This window comes from Mesorhizobium helmanticense, assembly GCF_003034915.1.
Classification (GTDB): domain Bacteria; phylum Pseudomonadota; class Alphaproteobacteria; order Rhizobiales; family Rhizobiaceae; genus Mesorhizobium; species Mesorhizobium helmanticense.
In genome coordinates this window covers 164,393-178,282 of the sequence record NZ_PZJX01000026.1, presented here as the reverse complement: position 1 = coordinate 178,282, position 13,890 = coordinate 164,393, and the positions used below count along the sequence as shown (strand labels likewise).

Here is a 13,890-nt window from a genome sequence, read left to right as displayed (position 1 = left end):
GATCAGAGTCTTGGTGGCCGCCTGAGGTCAAGGGTCATCGGGAAATCTTCAGCGGCTTCTTCGTCGCGCAGCACATAGGCTGACGGTGTGTGGCCGCGCGGCTCGAAGCGGGCAAGCCGCCGTGCCTCCGCCTCGTTGCCATTGACCGGGAAAGTGTCGTAATTGCGCCCGCCGGGATGCGCGACATGGTAGACGCAGCCGCCCACCGCCCGGCCCGACCAGCGATCGTAGATGTCGAAGACCAGCGGCGTGTTGACCGGCAGCGCCGGATGCAGGCCAGAGGCCGGCTGCCAGGCCTTGAAGCGGACGCCCGCCACCGCGATCTCCCTGTTGTCGGTCACCTTCAGCGGCACGATGCGGCCGTTGCAGACGACGGCATGGCGTTCCGGGTTGAGACCTTCGGTCTTCACCTGCAGCCGCTCGACCGAGGAATCGACGAAGCGCACCGTGCCGCCGATAGCGCCTTGTTCGCCCATGACATGCCATGGCTCCAGCGCCTGCCGCAGCTCCAGCTTGATGCCGGCATGCCGGACCTCGCCGCAGAACGGAAAGCGAAATTCGAGCTGCGCGTCGAACCATTCGGGACGGAATTCGAAGCCGTTTAGCTTGAGGTCGTCGAGCACGTCGAGAAAGTCGGCCCAGACATAGTGCGGCAGCATGAAACGGTCGTGCAGCGAGGTGCCCCAGCGCACGAAGCGGCCGTCGAGCGGGTTCTTCCAGGCGCGGGCGATGATGGCGCGCACCAGCAATTGCTGCGCCAGGCTCATGCGCGCATTGGGCGGCATTTCGAAACCGCGGAACTCGACCAGCCCCAGCCGACCGGTCGGACCGTCGGGCGAAAACAATTTGTCGATGCAGATTTCCGAGCGGTGCGTATTGCCTGTCACGTCGGTCAGGAGGTTGCGGAACAGCCGGTCGACCAGCCACGGCAGCGGCGCGCTACCGCTGTCGGGATGCGGCACCTGTGCCATCGCGATCTCGAGCTCATAGAGCGAATCGTGGCGCGCCTCGTCGAAGCGCGGCGCCTGGCTGGTCGGGCCGATGAACAGGCCCGAGAACAGATAGGACAGCGAGGGATGCCGCTGCCATTGCAGCACCAGGCTCTTCAACAGATCCGGGCGGCGCAGGAACGGACTGTCGTCGGGCGTCGCGCCGCCAACGACGACATGATTGCCGCCGCCGGTGCCGGTGTGGCGGCCGTCGATCATGAACTTGTCGGCGCCGAGCCGCGTCTGCCGCGCCTCCTCGTAGATCGCCGTGGTCGTCGCCACGCAATCCTGCCAATTCGCGGCCGGGTGGATGTTGACCTCGATGACGCCGGGATCAGGCGCCACCCTGATGACGTTGAGGCGCGGATCGTGCGGCGGGCCATAGCCTTCGATATGCACCGGCACCCCGATCGCCCTTGCCGCGTTTTCCGCCGCCGCAACGAGTTCGAGATAGTCCTCCAAGGCCTCGACCGGCGGCATGAACACGCAAAGCCGCCCCTCGCGCGGCTCGACCGAGAGTGCCGTGCGCACCGCGCCACCGATCTCGGTAATCTCCTGCTCGACGCGATCCTGCTGACCAGTCGTGGCCGTAAACGATGCCGCCTGCTGGCGGCGCGCCATCTCGTCGGCGCCCTCCAGTTCGGCCGGAGCAGCCTGGGGCAAGATGGCCTCGCGCGCCGGCAACGGACCACGCGGCAGCGACGGGTCGACCGGCACGATGTAGGGGAACTGCGCCGGCGGCACATAGGGCAGCGTACCCAGCGGCAAACGGTAGCCGACCGGTGAATCGCCCGGCACCAGGAAAAGCCGGCCGCGGCGCGTCTTCCATTTCTCCGAGCGCCAGCGCGGCCCCGAAGCCTGGCTGTTCCAGCGCTGGACCGGCAGCACATAACCCGACGGCTTGGTCAGGCCGCGTTCGAACACCTTCGCCATGCGGCTGCGCTCTTCGGGGTCTTCCAGCTTCGAATTGGACGGGTCGACATTGTCCGGCAGCTTGCCTTCCTTGAGCAGCCACTCGGCCGGATCCTCATAGGCTTCGCTGACCATCGCCTTGTCGATGCCGAGCTCGCCGGCGATGGCCGTCAGCAGGCTTTCGGCCTGCTTCGGCCCGACATCGGCTTTGCTTTTTTCCCGTGCGATCAGCGACGGGTCGCTCCACACCGGCTCGCCATCAGTGCGCCAGTAGAGCGAGAACGTCCAGCGCGGCAGGCTCTCGCCCGGATACCATTTGCCCTGGCCATAGTGGAGAAAGCCGCCCGGCGCGAAGCGCTCGCGCAGTTTTCTGATCAGCGCGTCGGCCTTTTCGCGTTTGGTCGGGCCGACGGCGGCGGTGTTCCATTCGTCCGCCTCGAAATCGTCGATCGACACGAAGGTCGGCTCGCCGCCCATGGTCAGTCGCACATCGCCGGCCTGGAGCGCCGCATCGACCTTGTTGCCGAGCGCATCGAGCGCCTGCCAGCTTTCGTCGGAGAACGGCTTGGTGATGCGCGGATGCTCGGCGATGCGGTCGACCCGCATATCGAAGCCGAACTCGACATTGGCGAAGCTTGCCATGCCGGAAATGGGTGCAGCGTTGCGGAAATGCGGCGTCGCCGCCAGCGGCACATGGCTTTCGCCGGTGAGCAGGCCTGAGGTCGGATCCAAGCCGATCCAGCCGGCGCCCGGCAGATAGACCTCGCACCAGGCATGCAGATCGGTGAAGTCGACAGCGGTTCCGGGCGGCCCGTCGAGCGCGACGAGGTCGGGCTTGAGCTGGATCAGATAGCCGGAGACGAAGCGCGCGGCGATACCGAGATTCCTGAGGATCTGCACCAGCAGCCAGCTCGAGTCGCGGCATGAGCCTTTCCTGGCGGCAAGCGTCTCCTCCGGCGAGAAGACGCCGGTTTCCATCCGCACGATATAGGCGATCTCGCGCTGCAGCCGCGCATTGAGGTCGACGAGGAAATCGACCGTGTTCCTCGGGCTGCGGTCGACAGTAGCGAGAAAGGACGACAGCAGCGGCCCAGCCGGCTCCGGCGTCCGGTAGATGGCGAGATCGTCGTTGATCTCTTCCGGGTACTCGAACGGAAACGTCTCGGCCGATGGCTCGACAAAGAAGTCGAACGGATTGTAGACCGTCATGTCGGCGACGAGGTCGACCTCGATCTTGAGCTCGCTCACCGGCTCCGGAAAGACGAAGCGGGCAAGGAAATTGCCGTAGGGATCCTGCTGCAGGTTGACGAAGTGGTTTGCCGGCTCGACTTTCAGCGAATGGCTGAGCACTTTGGTGCGGGAATGCGGCGCCGGCTGCAGCCTGATGACCTGGGGACCAAGCACGACCGGCCGGTCGTATTTGTAGTGGGTCAGGTGGTAGACGGCGGCCAGAATTGCCATGGTGCCCCGGAAGTCGGCGTTTCAAAACGAGTTCGCCGAACCCTGACACAAATGCTGGCCATTCTCCAAGCAGAGATGTTGCGGTGCACCTAATTTAAGCAGCGCCGAACGGTCTAACGCCGCCTAGAAGAAGGCCTGCAACCCGGTCTGTGCCCGCCCGAGGATCAGCGCATGCACGTCATGCGTGCCCTCGTAGGTATTCACAGTCTCCAGGTTCTGAGCGTGGCGCATGACGTGGTAGCCGATCTGAATGCCGTTGCCGCCGTGCATGTCGCGCGCCTGGCGAGCGATATCGAGCGCCTTGCCGCAATTGTTGCGCTTGACGATCGAGATCATCTCAGGCGCCATCTTGCCTTCATCCATCAGCCGCCCGACCCTGAGCGAGCCCTGCAAGCCCAACGCGATCTCGGTCTGCATGTCGGCGAGCTTCTTCTGGAAGAGCTGCGTGCCGGCCAGCGGTTTGCCGAACTGCTTGCGGTCGAGGCCATATTGCCGCGCCCGGTGCCAGCAATCCTCGGCCGCGCCCATCGCGCCCCAGGAGATGCCGTAGCGCGCCCGGTTGAGGCAGCCGAACGGTCCCTTCAGCCCGGAAACGTTGGGCAACAGGGCGTCCTCGCCGACCTCGACGCCTTCCGTCACCACCTCGCCGGTGATCGACGCGCGCAGGCTGAGCTTGCCGCCGATCTTCGGCGCCGACAGCCCCTTCATGCCCTTTTCCAGCACGAAGCCACGGATCTCGTTGTCATGCGCGGCCGATTTCGCCCAGACGACGAAGACGTCGGCGATCGGCGCGTTGGAAATCCACATCTTCGAACCGGAGAGCCTGTAGCCGTTCGCCGTCTTCTCGGCCCGGGTCTTCATGCCGCCGGGATCGGAGCCGGCATCCGGCTCGGTCAGCCCGAAACAGCCGATCCATTCGCCCGACGCAAGCTTCGGCAGGTATTTCTTGCGCTGGGCTTCCGAACCATAGGCGTGGATCGGGTACATCACCAGCGACGACTGCACGCTCATCATCGAGCGATAGCCGGAATCGATGCGCTCGACTTCGCGCGCCACCAGCCCGTAGGTGACATAGTTGGCGCCAAGCCCGCCATATTCCTCCGGGATGGTGATGCCGAGCAGGCCGGCCTCGCCCATCTCGCGGAAGATGCCGGCGTCGGTCTTTTCCTCGAGATAGGCCTCCTCGATCCTCGGCGCGAGCTTGTCGGCGGCAAACGCCGCCGCGCCATCGCGCACCATGCGTTCGTCTTCCGAAAGCTGGTCCTCGATCAGGAAAGGATCGTTCCAGACGAAAACATTCTTCTCGGCGGCCATGGCTCTCGATCCCCACAACAAAATCTTGAAGTGCCCGGCTTATCGACCCCTGTCTCAAAAAAATCAAACGAAATTGCATCACCGATCAATGAGCGTTAGTAATGGATCATGAACGTCCAGCGCCGCCTCTTGCCGAACATTGGCGCCCTTGCCGCCTTCGAGGCGGTGGCGCGTCTCGGCTCCTTCACCGCCGCCGCGCGCGAACTCGATCTGACCCAAGGCGCCGTGAGCCGGCAGATTGCACTGCTGGAAGAGCAGTTCGGCCGCCGGCTGTTCGACCGTGACAGCCGCAATGTCAGGCTATCCACGGCCGGCGAAATCTATGCCGAAGCGGTGCGTTCCGCGCTTGGCCAGTTGCGCGACGCGGCACTCGGATTGATGAGCAATCGGCATACCGGCATATTGAACCTCGCCATATTGCCGACCTTCGGCACGCGCTGGCTGATGCCGCTCATTCCCGATTTCGTCGAAAACAACCCTGATATCACCATCAACTTCGTCACCCGCGTCGGCCGCTTCGACTTCGCGCGCGAAAGGCTGGATGCCGCGATCCATTACGGCCTGCCCGACTGGCCGGAGGCCGACTCCACGCTGCTGGTGCGCGAGACCGTGGCGCCTGTCGTCTCGCCCGAATTCCTGGCCGGCCGCGCTATTGCCACGCCGGCCGATATCGGGCGCCTGCCACTGCTGCACATGGCGACGCGCCCCGGAGCCTGGACCGAATGGTTCGAGCACCAGGGCCTGAGCGCGCCGACCGGACCCGGCATGCAATTCGAGCAGTTCGGCACGGCCGCCCAGGCCTGCATGGCCGGGCTGGGCGTCGCCCTGCTGCCGTCGATCCTGATATCGGGCGAGTTGCAGCGCGGCCAACTCGTGCCGGCGCCGGGCCGGCCGATGCAGAGCCGCAATGCCTACTATCTGGTCGTGCCACACGACAAGCGTGGCCATCCGCCGGTCGCCTCCTTTCGCGACTGGCTGCTCACGCATGTCGCCAAGGACGGGACGGTTTTGGAGTAACGACATGCATCAAGACCAGAATCCATGTCAGCCAGGAGGGCTAAGCGCTTCCGCTCAGCTTTCGAAATAGCTGGGGCGGTCGAGATCGGCAATGAGCCCGGGCTGCTTCGGCTGCCAGCCCAGCACGTCGCGGGTCTGCTCGCTCGATGCCGGCCAGTCCATGCTGAAGAAATGCCCGAGAAAACCGAAATGGCCGGCCGCCTCCTCATGGGGCTTTGACACAACCGGCAGGTTCAACCGCCGGCCGATGACTTCGGCGATCGCCCGGCATGGCACGCCGTGCTCCGCGACGCCGTGATACCGGGCTCCGCCGGTCCCCTTCTCCAGCGCCAGCCTGAAGAGGCGGGCGGCATCGAGCCGATGCACCGCTGGCCAGCGGTTGAGGCCGTCGCCGACATAGGCCGAAACGCCCTTTTCGCGCGCGATGCCGATCAGCATCGGTACAAAGCCGTGGTCGCCGTCGCCATGGACGGAGGGCGACAGGCGCACCGTCGACGCACGCACGCCACGCGCCGCCAGCGCGGCGGCCGTCACTTCCGAAGCGCGGGGATAGGAGGCCGAGGGCGGCACAGGCGCATCGTCCTCGGTCGCCATGCCGCCCTTTGTCAGCAGAGCGAGGCCGGAGGTGACCAGCAATGGCCGCTCGGAGCCTTCGAGTACACCACCGAGCGCCTCGATGGCGCGACGGTCCGCCTCGCAATTTTGCGCGAATTTCGAGAAATCGTGATTGAAGGCGGTGTGGATCACGCCGTCAGCCGTGGTCGCGCCACTGCGCAGGCTTTCTAGATCTTCGAGATCACCGCGAAGCGCCTGTGCGCCTGCGGCAGCAACGGATTTCACGCCCGCATCCGAGCGGGCAAGGCCTGTCACCTGATGGCCCGCTTCAACGAGTTCCCGCACGACAGCCGAACCGACAAAACCGGTGGCACCGGTAACGAACACACGCATTGCAATGTCTCCTTTGCTTTCTGAGAGGACCGCATCGGCGGCCCCCGTTGGCGAAGGAGTAGGCGATTGAGGAAATACGATCTATGCTGTAAAGTCCGTATTGTCTTCGCAATCGTCCGGAACAGCCTATGGATCCGCTCTCAGACGTGCTGTCGCTGCTGAAGCCGCGCAATTACCTTTCCGCTGGCCTGGAAGCAGGCGGGGACTGGTCGATCCAGTTCCCCGACCAGCAGGCGGCCATCAAATGCGGCGCGGTGGTTTCCGGCCAATGCTGGCTATCGGTGGAGGGCCAGTCAGACGCGGTGCGCCTGGAGACGGGCGACTGCTTCCTGCTGCCGCGCGGACGGCCTTTCCGTCTCGCCAGCGACCTGAGCCTGACACCGGTTGCTGCCAGCACGATCTTTTCGCCCGCCCGCACCGGTGGCATCACCTCGCACAATGGCGGTGGCGATTTTCTTCTTGTCAGCAGTCGCTTTGCCCTTGCCGGCGGCCATGCCGGCATCCTGTTGCGTATGCTGCCGCCAATCGTGCACATTCGCAGGGAATCCGACCGGTCGGCGCTGCGCTGGCCCGTCGAGCGGATGATGCAGGAACTGCGCGAGCCGCAACCTGGCGGCTTCCTGGTGGTCGAACATCTCGCCCACATGATCCTGATCGAGGCCCTGCGCCTGCATATGGCGCAAGGGTTGCGGGTCGGCTGGCTCTTCGCCCTGGCCGACAGGCAGATAGGTGTTGCGATCAACGCCATGCACGACGATCCGGCACATGGCTGGACATTGCAGGAACTGGGAGAGCGTGTTGGCATGTCGCGATCGACCTTTGCCCTTAAATTCAAGCAAATGGTCGGCACATCGGCCATGGACTATTTGACGCGCTGGCGCATGCTGCTGGCAGGCGACAGGCTGGCGAATTCCGGCGATCCCGTTTCCGTTATCGCCTTGTCGCTCGGCTATGAATCCGAAAGCGCCTTCAGCACGGCATTCAAGCGGGTCATGGGCTGTTCGCCACGGCAATATGGCCGTGGCCGCGACCCCTCTTCATATGGCCAACCCTCTTCCCAAGCGGAAGCCGCCAACGCCAATCGGTTCGGACCCATCGCCAGTTGACTGGCTACTTCCGCTTCATCGCCTCGGCCAGGGCAGCGCCGAAGGCACCCTGTTGTGCCGGCTGTTGCGGCTGACGCTGTGGTGCTGGCGCGCGCGGCACGGGTTTGCCGCCATTGTTGCGTGGCCCGCCTCTCGAAGCACCACCGTCACCATCCTTGCGCATCGAAAGCCCGATGCGCTTGCGCTTGATGTCGACTTCGACGACGCGCACCTTGACCACGTCGCCGGCCTTGACCACCTCATGCGCGTCCTTGACGAAGCGATCGGCGAGTTGCGAGACATGCACCAGCCCATCCTGGTGCACGCCGATATCGACGAAGGCGCCGAAGGCCGCGACATTGGTGACGGTGCCTTCAAGCAGCATGCCGGGCTTCAAATCATTGATGTCGTCGACACCATCGGCGAAGGTCGCGGTCTTGAAGCCGGGACGCGGATCGCGGCCGGGCTTTTCCAGCTCCGCCAGGATGTCGCGCACGGTCGGCAGGCCGAAGCGCTCGTCGACGAAAACGCGCGGATCAAGAGCCTTGAGCGCAGCACTATCGCTCATAAGCGAACGCACATCGCGCCCGCAGGCAGCGACGATCTTCTTCGCCACGCCATAGGCTTCCGGATGCACGGACGAGGCATCGAGCGGCTCGCTGCCGTTCGCAATGCGCAGGAAGCCGGCGCATTGCTCGAACGCGCGAGGTCCGAGGCGAGAAACCTTGAGAAGATCCTTCCGGCTGGCGAAGGGGCCGGTGGCATCGCGATGCGCAACGATCGCTTCGGCCAGCGACGCGCCAAGGCCTGACACGCGTGCCAATAGCGGCGCCGATGCCGTGTTGAGGTCGACGCCGACAGCGTTGACGGCATCCTCGACCACGGCTTCCAGCGAGCGGCCGAGCCGGTACTGGTCGACATCGTGCTGATACTGGCCGACACCGATCGACTTCGGCTCGATCTTGACCAGTTCGGCGAGTGGATCCTGCAAGCGCCGGGCGATCGACACCGCGCCGCGCAGCGACACGTCGAGACCGGGAAACTCCGCCGCCGCAGCCGCTGAGGCCGAATAGACCGAGGCGCCCGCCTCGCTGACGATCACCTTGAGCGGCTTCGGGCCGGCATCCGCCGGCATCTCGGACAGCATGTCGGCGACCAGTCTTTCCGTCTCGCGGCTGCCGGTGCCGTTGCCGATCGAAATCAGCTCGACCTTGTGCAGGCGAACCAGCTTCGCCAGTTCGGCCTGCGTGCCACGCACATCGTTGCGCGGCGGAAACGGATAGACCGTCGTCGTCGCCACAAGCTTGCCGGTGCCGTCGACCACCGCCACCTTGACGCCGGTCCGGATGCCGGGGTCGAGCCCCATCGTGGCGCGCGAGCCGGCGGGTGCGGCAAGCAGCAAATCTTTCAGATTGCGGGCGAAGACATGGATTGCCTCCTCCTCGGCCCGCTCGCGCAGGTCGCGCATCAGGTCGAGCGTCAGGTGCAGCGACAGCTTGATGCGCCAGGTCCAGCCGGCCACTTCCATCAGCCAGCGGTCGCCCGGCTGGCTGCCGCCAATGGCATAGGCATTGGCGATCATGCGCTCGACCGGCTTCACCGGCGAAGCATCGTCGGCATCGACCTCGATGTCGAGCGCCAGCATCTCCTCATTGCGGCCGCGCAGCATCGCCAGCGCGCGATGGCCGGGCACATTGGCCCAACGCTCGACATGGTCGAAATAGTCGGAGAATTTGGCGCCAGCCTCCTGCTTGCCGTCGACGACGCGGGCGCGCAGGAAGGCGCGTTCCTTCATGTAGCTTCGCAGCTTGCCGACCAGATCGGCATTCTCGGCGAACTGCTCGGAGAGAATGTCGCGCGCGCCTTCAAGCGCCGCCTTGGCGTCGGCAATCTCGTTGCCGACATAGGCCAGCGCCAGTTCCGCCGGCACCAATGCGCGGTCGGCGAGGATGGCCTCGGCCAGCGGTCCCAGCCCACGCTCGCGCGCGATCTCGGCCTTGGTCCGGCGCTTCGGCTTGTAGGGCAGATAGATATCCTCGAGCTCGGCCTTGGTGGCCGCGGCGGCGATCTTGGCTTCAAGCTCCTCGGTGAGCTTGCCCTGCTCGCGGATCGAGCCGAGGATGGTGTCGCGGCGCGCGTCGAGTTCGCGCAGATAGGCGAGCCGCTCGGCAAGGTCGCGCAACTGCGTGTCGTCGAGCCCGCCGGTCACCTCCTTGCGGTAGCGCGCCACGAACGGCACCGTCGCGCCCTCGTCGAGCAGGCCGATCGCCGCGGCGGCCTGCTCGGGCCGGGCACCAATCTCGGCCGCAATGATCGTTGCAATGCGCTTGATGTCGGATGCCATGTCGTTCCTGCTGCTGTGCCGAAAAGAGCGGCGACCATAGGCGCAGAGAATGGCTGCGCCAACCGCGACGTTTTCACCAACGCGGCGGGTCCACAGGAAAGCTATATTGCCAGCTGCCCGTCAGGGTCAGACCATCCGGCTCAGCGCCTCGAAGAAAGCCACCATATCGAGATCGAGCGGATCCTCGACCGGCAGCGGCTGCGACGACATCTTGGCGATCACCACCTCGTCCCTCGGATTGACATAGAGCCATTGGCCATGAATGCCGATGCCGCAGAAGGCGTCGCTTTCAGCCCCCGTCTGGTACCATTTGTTGCGGTAGCGTCCCTGCGGAAACAAGAACGCCATCGTGCCACGCTGCCAGGCTTCCGAGCTGCCGCCTGTTTCGACAGTATCGCGCACCCAGGCTTCCGGCACCACACGGCGGCCAAAGGCCGTGCCGCCTTGCCGCATCATCTCGCCGACACGGGCGAGATCGCGCGGCGTCACCGAAATGCCACCGGCCGTGCGCGCTGTGCCTTCCATATCCACCGTGACCGAGGCTTCGCTGGCCGCCCCGAGCGGCAGCCACAATTTCTCGCGCATCAGCTCGGGGAAACGTCGGCCGGACGCGCGTTCGACGAGGATGCCGAGCAGGTCCGAATTGGGCGAACGATAGCGAAAGGTCTGGCCGTGCGGCTCGGCGAGACGTGGCAGCGTCAGGATGAAGGCAGCCAGGCTTTCCGCTCCGCCACCCGGATTCCACAGCGTCGCGCGGCGATAGCGGGCAAAGGCGCTTTCGGGGTCGAGATAGGCCTCCTCGAAATCGAGGCTGACGCTCATGTCGAGAACATGGCGCACACTGGCCTCGCCATAGGCCGAGCCGGCGGCTTCCGGGATGTACCGCGTCACCGGAGCCTCCGGATCGAAAGTCCCCTCGCCTTCCAATATGCCGGCGACAATGGCGGTCAGCGACTTGCTGATCGAGAAGACGATATGGCGGGCGCCGAAATCCATATGCGGCGCGAACCAGTCGCCGACGATCCTGCCGCCTTTCATGATCGTCAGCCCGTCGGTATCGGAGCGCTTCAGGAAAGCGGCAACGCTCTCCGGTCCGCCCGCCAAGGCGACCTTTTCTCCGAGCAGTCCGGTCAGATCTTGCGCCGGCCCCTCGCTTACACCCGCAGCCGCGGCAACGGGCGCGCTCGGCACCAGCTCGCCGACATTCTGGAACGACCAGCGGCTGAACGGACTTTCCCGCCAATTGGAAAGCAGCACCTTATTGCGGGCAAAGCCATGCCTGGTCTCGAACGCGGTCTTGCCGGTCATGATGGTCCTTCCGGATTTTCGTTGTCTGAGGCTCAGGCCAATGCTTTGGCGATGGCGTGCACGGCCTTCAGCGTCGCCACCGAATAGGCGATGTTGCTGAAATCCGGATAGGTCGAAAGCTTCACCACGACCATTCTTGTGTCCCAGTCGATATGGATCAATTGCCCAAACACGCCCCGGCACATCAGCGCGCGCGAGCGCGGATCCTCGATCCAGAACTGGTTGCGGTAGCTGCCTTCCGGCAGACTGTCATTGAAATCCGGCCCGTGCCCGCCGTTGCGCGTCGCTTCGATCCAGTCGGCCGGCACCACGCCGCCACCATTGTCGAGGATCAGCTGGCCGAAACGGCCATAGTCGCGCAGCGTGGCGTTGAAGCCGCCATCGGCCAGCGCATAGCCGGCACTGTCGACGGTGAAGCAGGCGCTTTCGTCCGCGCCGAGCTTTTGCCAGAGTTCTTCCGAAATCAATCGCGCGAGCCGCTTGCCGCTCACCCGCTCCATGATGAAGGCCAGCACATCGGTCTCGATCGAGCGATATTCGAAGGCGGCACCGTGTGGCCTGCTTGTCTCCTTGAGCCCGACGATCAATTCGAAAATGTGCGATGGCCACCGGAAGGCCGGATCGCTGCCCGGCGGCACGGGCTTCCAGCCGGAGGCGACATCGACCTGGCCGACATCGGAATAGGGATCGGTGTATTCCTCGGAAAAACGCACCCCGCTCGTCATGTCGAGCACATGCTGCACGCTGGCGCCCGCCCAGCCTGTTGCGGCAAGCTCCGGCAGATAGGTCGTCACCGGCAAGGCCGGATCGATCAGGCCGCGCCCCACCAATATGCCGAATACAGATGCGGTGACCGACTTTGCCATCGACTGCGACAAATGCAGCGTGCGGTCGGTCATGCCGTTGAAATAGCGCTCATAGGCGACCTTGCCGTCCCGGAGCACCAGGAAGCCGTCCGTGTAGGTTTCATCGAGCAGCCCGGCCAGCGTCGTCGGCGCGCCGGTGCTGTCGCTGACCGGCAGTTGATCGAGATCGACCTCGGCCCGCTCGAGCCGGTGGCGATGGCCGTTGCCGCGCCAGACCTCGACGGTCGGCAGGAGCTCGCGGATATGCTGGAACGCCCAGCGGTTCCAGGGCGGCCGGTCCCAGTCGAGTCTCGGCGGCGCCATCTTGGGCGGCGACCCCTGCATGATAGGCGGCGCCGGCTCGCTGTTGCGGTATGACTGCATGAGAATTTCCTTGCCGCCGCATGCCGCTCTTCCGTTCACTTGGATGAGGAGCGGTCTGCACAGCGGACGAGAAAGCCCCCGATTGGGCCTTTCGAGTGACGAACGCCCGACGCCATGGCGAAGGGCAGTGCCAGCAGGCCAGGTGAGGGGCGGCGCGAACGCTGCGAATTCAGCGCTACCCCTCATCCGGCCCTTGACCCGCCGTCTTCCCGCTCGCGCGGAAGAAGGCGGAGTGCCGCTATTTCTGAACGTCCGTCCAGATGCGCGTGTAGAGTTGCTGCACCTCGGGCGAGCAAGGGGTGAGGAACTCGCCCGCTTTCTCCAGTTCTGGCGGTACCACCAGTTCGGGCGCATCCTTCATGTCGGCTGGCATGAATGCCTTCGAGCCCTTGATGCCGTTGGCATATTTGGCGAAGGCGGAGATCATGGCGGCGTTCTCGGGATCCATGATGAAGTTCATGAACAGCTTGGCGTTGTCGACATTCTTGGCATCCTTGAGGATGGCAACACTGTCCATGAAAAAGGGGAAGCCCTCCTTCGGGTAGCCGAACTTGATGTCGGGGTTCTTGATGCGCGAGCGCATGATGGCGCCGTTCCAGTAGTAGACGGCCGAATAGTCGCCGGCCGGTAGCTTCTCGGTCACGCTATAATCCATGGCCAGCCATTTCGGCTTGGCCTCCACCAGCTTGTCGCGCACTTTCTTGAGCAGTTCCTTGTCGTCCGTGCACCAGTCGCCGCCCAGATACTTGATGGTGGCGAACAGCACGTCGTTCATTTCCGGCGCGACATTGATCTTGCCAACCAGTTCCTTCGGCGGATCGAGGAAGATGGCCGAGGTGTTGATGTCGCCGTCATAGACCTTTGTGTTGACGCCGATGCCGGTCACGCCCCACTGCCACGGAACCGTATAATGACGACCCGGATCCCAGGGAACGTTCACCCAGCGCTCGTCGACATTCTTGAAGTTCGCCATCTGGTCGGGCCGGGCCTCAAGCAGAAGCCCTTCCTTCACCCAGATCGGCACGTAGTTGGCCGACGGCACCACAATGTCGAAGCCATGACCACCGGCGCGTACCTTTGCTAGCGCGGTGTCGTTGGAGTCGTAGTCGGTGGTCGTCACCTTGACCTTATAGGTATCCTCGAACTTCTTGATCATCTCGGGGCTAGTGTAGTCGCCCCAATTAAAGATGTTGAGTTCGCCTTCCGCATACGCGCTGCCCGCAAAGGCAAACATTGCGAATACCGCCGTGGTAGCCGTGGTCTTCCATTTCATTGCTATTCTC

At 64.4% G+C, this 13,890-nt stretch carries 9 protein-coding genes; 2 read left to right on the top strand and 7 right to left on the bottom strand.

The genetic code is table 11. The features are described from left to right. Positions 1-2: 2 nt before the first annotated feature. Positions 3-3,362, bottom strand: coding sequence for a transglutaminase family protein (locus C9427_RS13305; RefSeq protein ID WP_107649620.1), 3,360 nt, complete (start codon positions 3,360-3,362; stop codon positions 3-5). A 123-nt stretch (positions 3,363-3,485) separates the two neighbouring features. Continuing rightward, on the bottom strand, positions 3,486-4,676 hold the full coding sequence (locus C9427_RS13300; RefSeq protein ID WP_107649619.1) for an acyl-CoA dehydrogenase: 1,191 nt from the start codon (positions 4,674-4,676) through the stop codon (positions 3,486-3,488). A 108-nt stretch (positions 4,677-4,784) separates the two neighbouring features. Between C9427_RS13300 and C9427_RS13295 the strand changes: the two genes are divergently transcribed. After that, complete coding sequence (locus C9427_RS13295; protein WP_107649618.1) at positions 4,785-5,693, top strand: LysR family transcriptional regulator; 909 nt, start codon at positions 4,785-4,787, stop codon at positions 5,691-5,693. Between the two features lie 54 nt (positions 5,694-5,747). On the opposite strand, the gene C9427_RS13290 is transcribed toward C9427_RS13295, so the two are convergent. Next, positions 5,748-6,641, bottom strand: coding sequence for an SDR family oxidoreductase (locus C9427_RS13290; RefSeq protein WP_107649617.1), 894 nt, complete (start codon positions 6,639-6,641; stop codon positions 5,748-5,750). A 128-nt stretch (positions 6,642-6,769) separates the two neighbouring features. On the opposite strand from C9427_RS13290, the gene C9427_RS13285 reads away from it, so the two are divergent. After that, complete coding sequence (locus C9427_RS13285; protein ID WP_107649616.1) at positions 6,770-7,747, top strand: AraC family transcriptional regulator; 978 nt, start codon at positions 6,770-6,772, stop codon at positions 7,745-7,747. Positions 7,748-7,751: 4 nt separating this feature from the next. Here the strand turns inward: C9427_RS13285 and C9427_RS13280 are convergent, their stop codons facing one another. The 4 genes from C9427_RS13280 to C9427_RS13265 all read right to left on the bottom strand — a co-directional run bounded on the left by C9427_RS13280 (position 7,752) and on the right by C9427_RS13265 (position 13,880). Next, positions 7,752-10,070, bottom strand: coding sequence for a Tex family protein (locus C9427_RS13280; protein ID WP_107649615.1), 2,319 nt, complete (start codon positions 10,068-10,070; stop codon positions 7,752-7,754). 126 nt (positions 10,071-10,196) lie between these two features. Next, on the bottom strand, positions 10,197-11,378 hold the full coding sequence (locus C9427_RS13275) for a serine hydrolase domain-containing protein (RefSeq protein WP_107649614.1): 1,182 nt from the start codon (positions 11,376-11,378) through the stop codon (positions 10,197-10,199). A gap of 32 nt (positions 11,379-11,410) precedes the next feature. Further along, a complete protein-coding gene (locus tag C9427_RS13270) occupies positions 11,411-12,607 on the bottom strand; it encodes a serine hydrolase domain-containing protein (protein ID WP_107649659.1) in 1,197 nt (398 codons plus the stop codon). Between the two features lie 238 nt (positions 12,608-12,845). Continuing rightward, complete coding sequence (locus C9427_RS13265; RefSeq protein WP_107649613.1) at positions 12,846-13,880, bottom strand: ABC transporter substrate-binding protein; 1,035 nt, start codon at positions 13,878-13,880, stop codon at positions 12,846-12,848. Between the last annotated feature and the right edge of the window lie 10 nt (positions 13,881-13,890).

Coding starts and splice junctions, on each gene's coding strand:
- C9427_RS13305 (WP_107649620.1), bottom strand. CDS start 3,362: ATGGCAATTCTGGCCGCCGTCTACCACCTGACCCACTACAAATACGAC.
- C9427_RS13300 (WP_107649619.1), bottom strand. CDS start 4,676: ATGGCCGCCGAGAAGAATGTTTTCGTCTGGAACGATCCTTTCCTGATC.
- C9427_RS13295 (WP_107649618.1), top strand. CDS start 4,785: ATGAACGTCCAGCGCCGCCTCTTGCCGAACATTGGCGCCCTTGCCGCC.
- C9427_RS13290 (WP_107649617.1), bottom strand. CDS start 6,641: ATGCGTGTGTTCGTTACCGGTGCCACCGGTTTTGTCGGTTCGGCTGTC.
- C9427_RS13285 (WP_107649616.1), top strand. CDS start 6,770: ATGGATCCGCTCTCAGACGTGCTGTCGCTGCTGAAGCCGCGCAATTAC.
- C9427_RS13280 (WP_107649615.1), bottom strand. CDS start 10,070: ATGGCATCCGACATCAAGCGCATTGCAACGATCATTGCGGCCGAGATT.
- C9427_RS13275 (WP_107649614.1), bottom strand. CDS start 11,378: ATGACCGGCAAGACCGCGTTCGAGACCAGGCATGGCTTTGCCCGCAAT.
- C9427_RS13270 (WP_107649659.1), bottom strand. CDS start 12,607: ATGCAGTCATACCGCAACAGCGAGCCGGCGCCGCCTATCATGCAGGGG.
- C9427_RS13265 (WP_107649613.1), bottom strand. CDS start 13,880: ATGAAATGGAAGACCACGGCTACCACGGCGGTATTCGCAATGTTTGCC.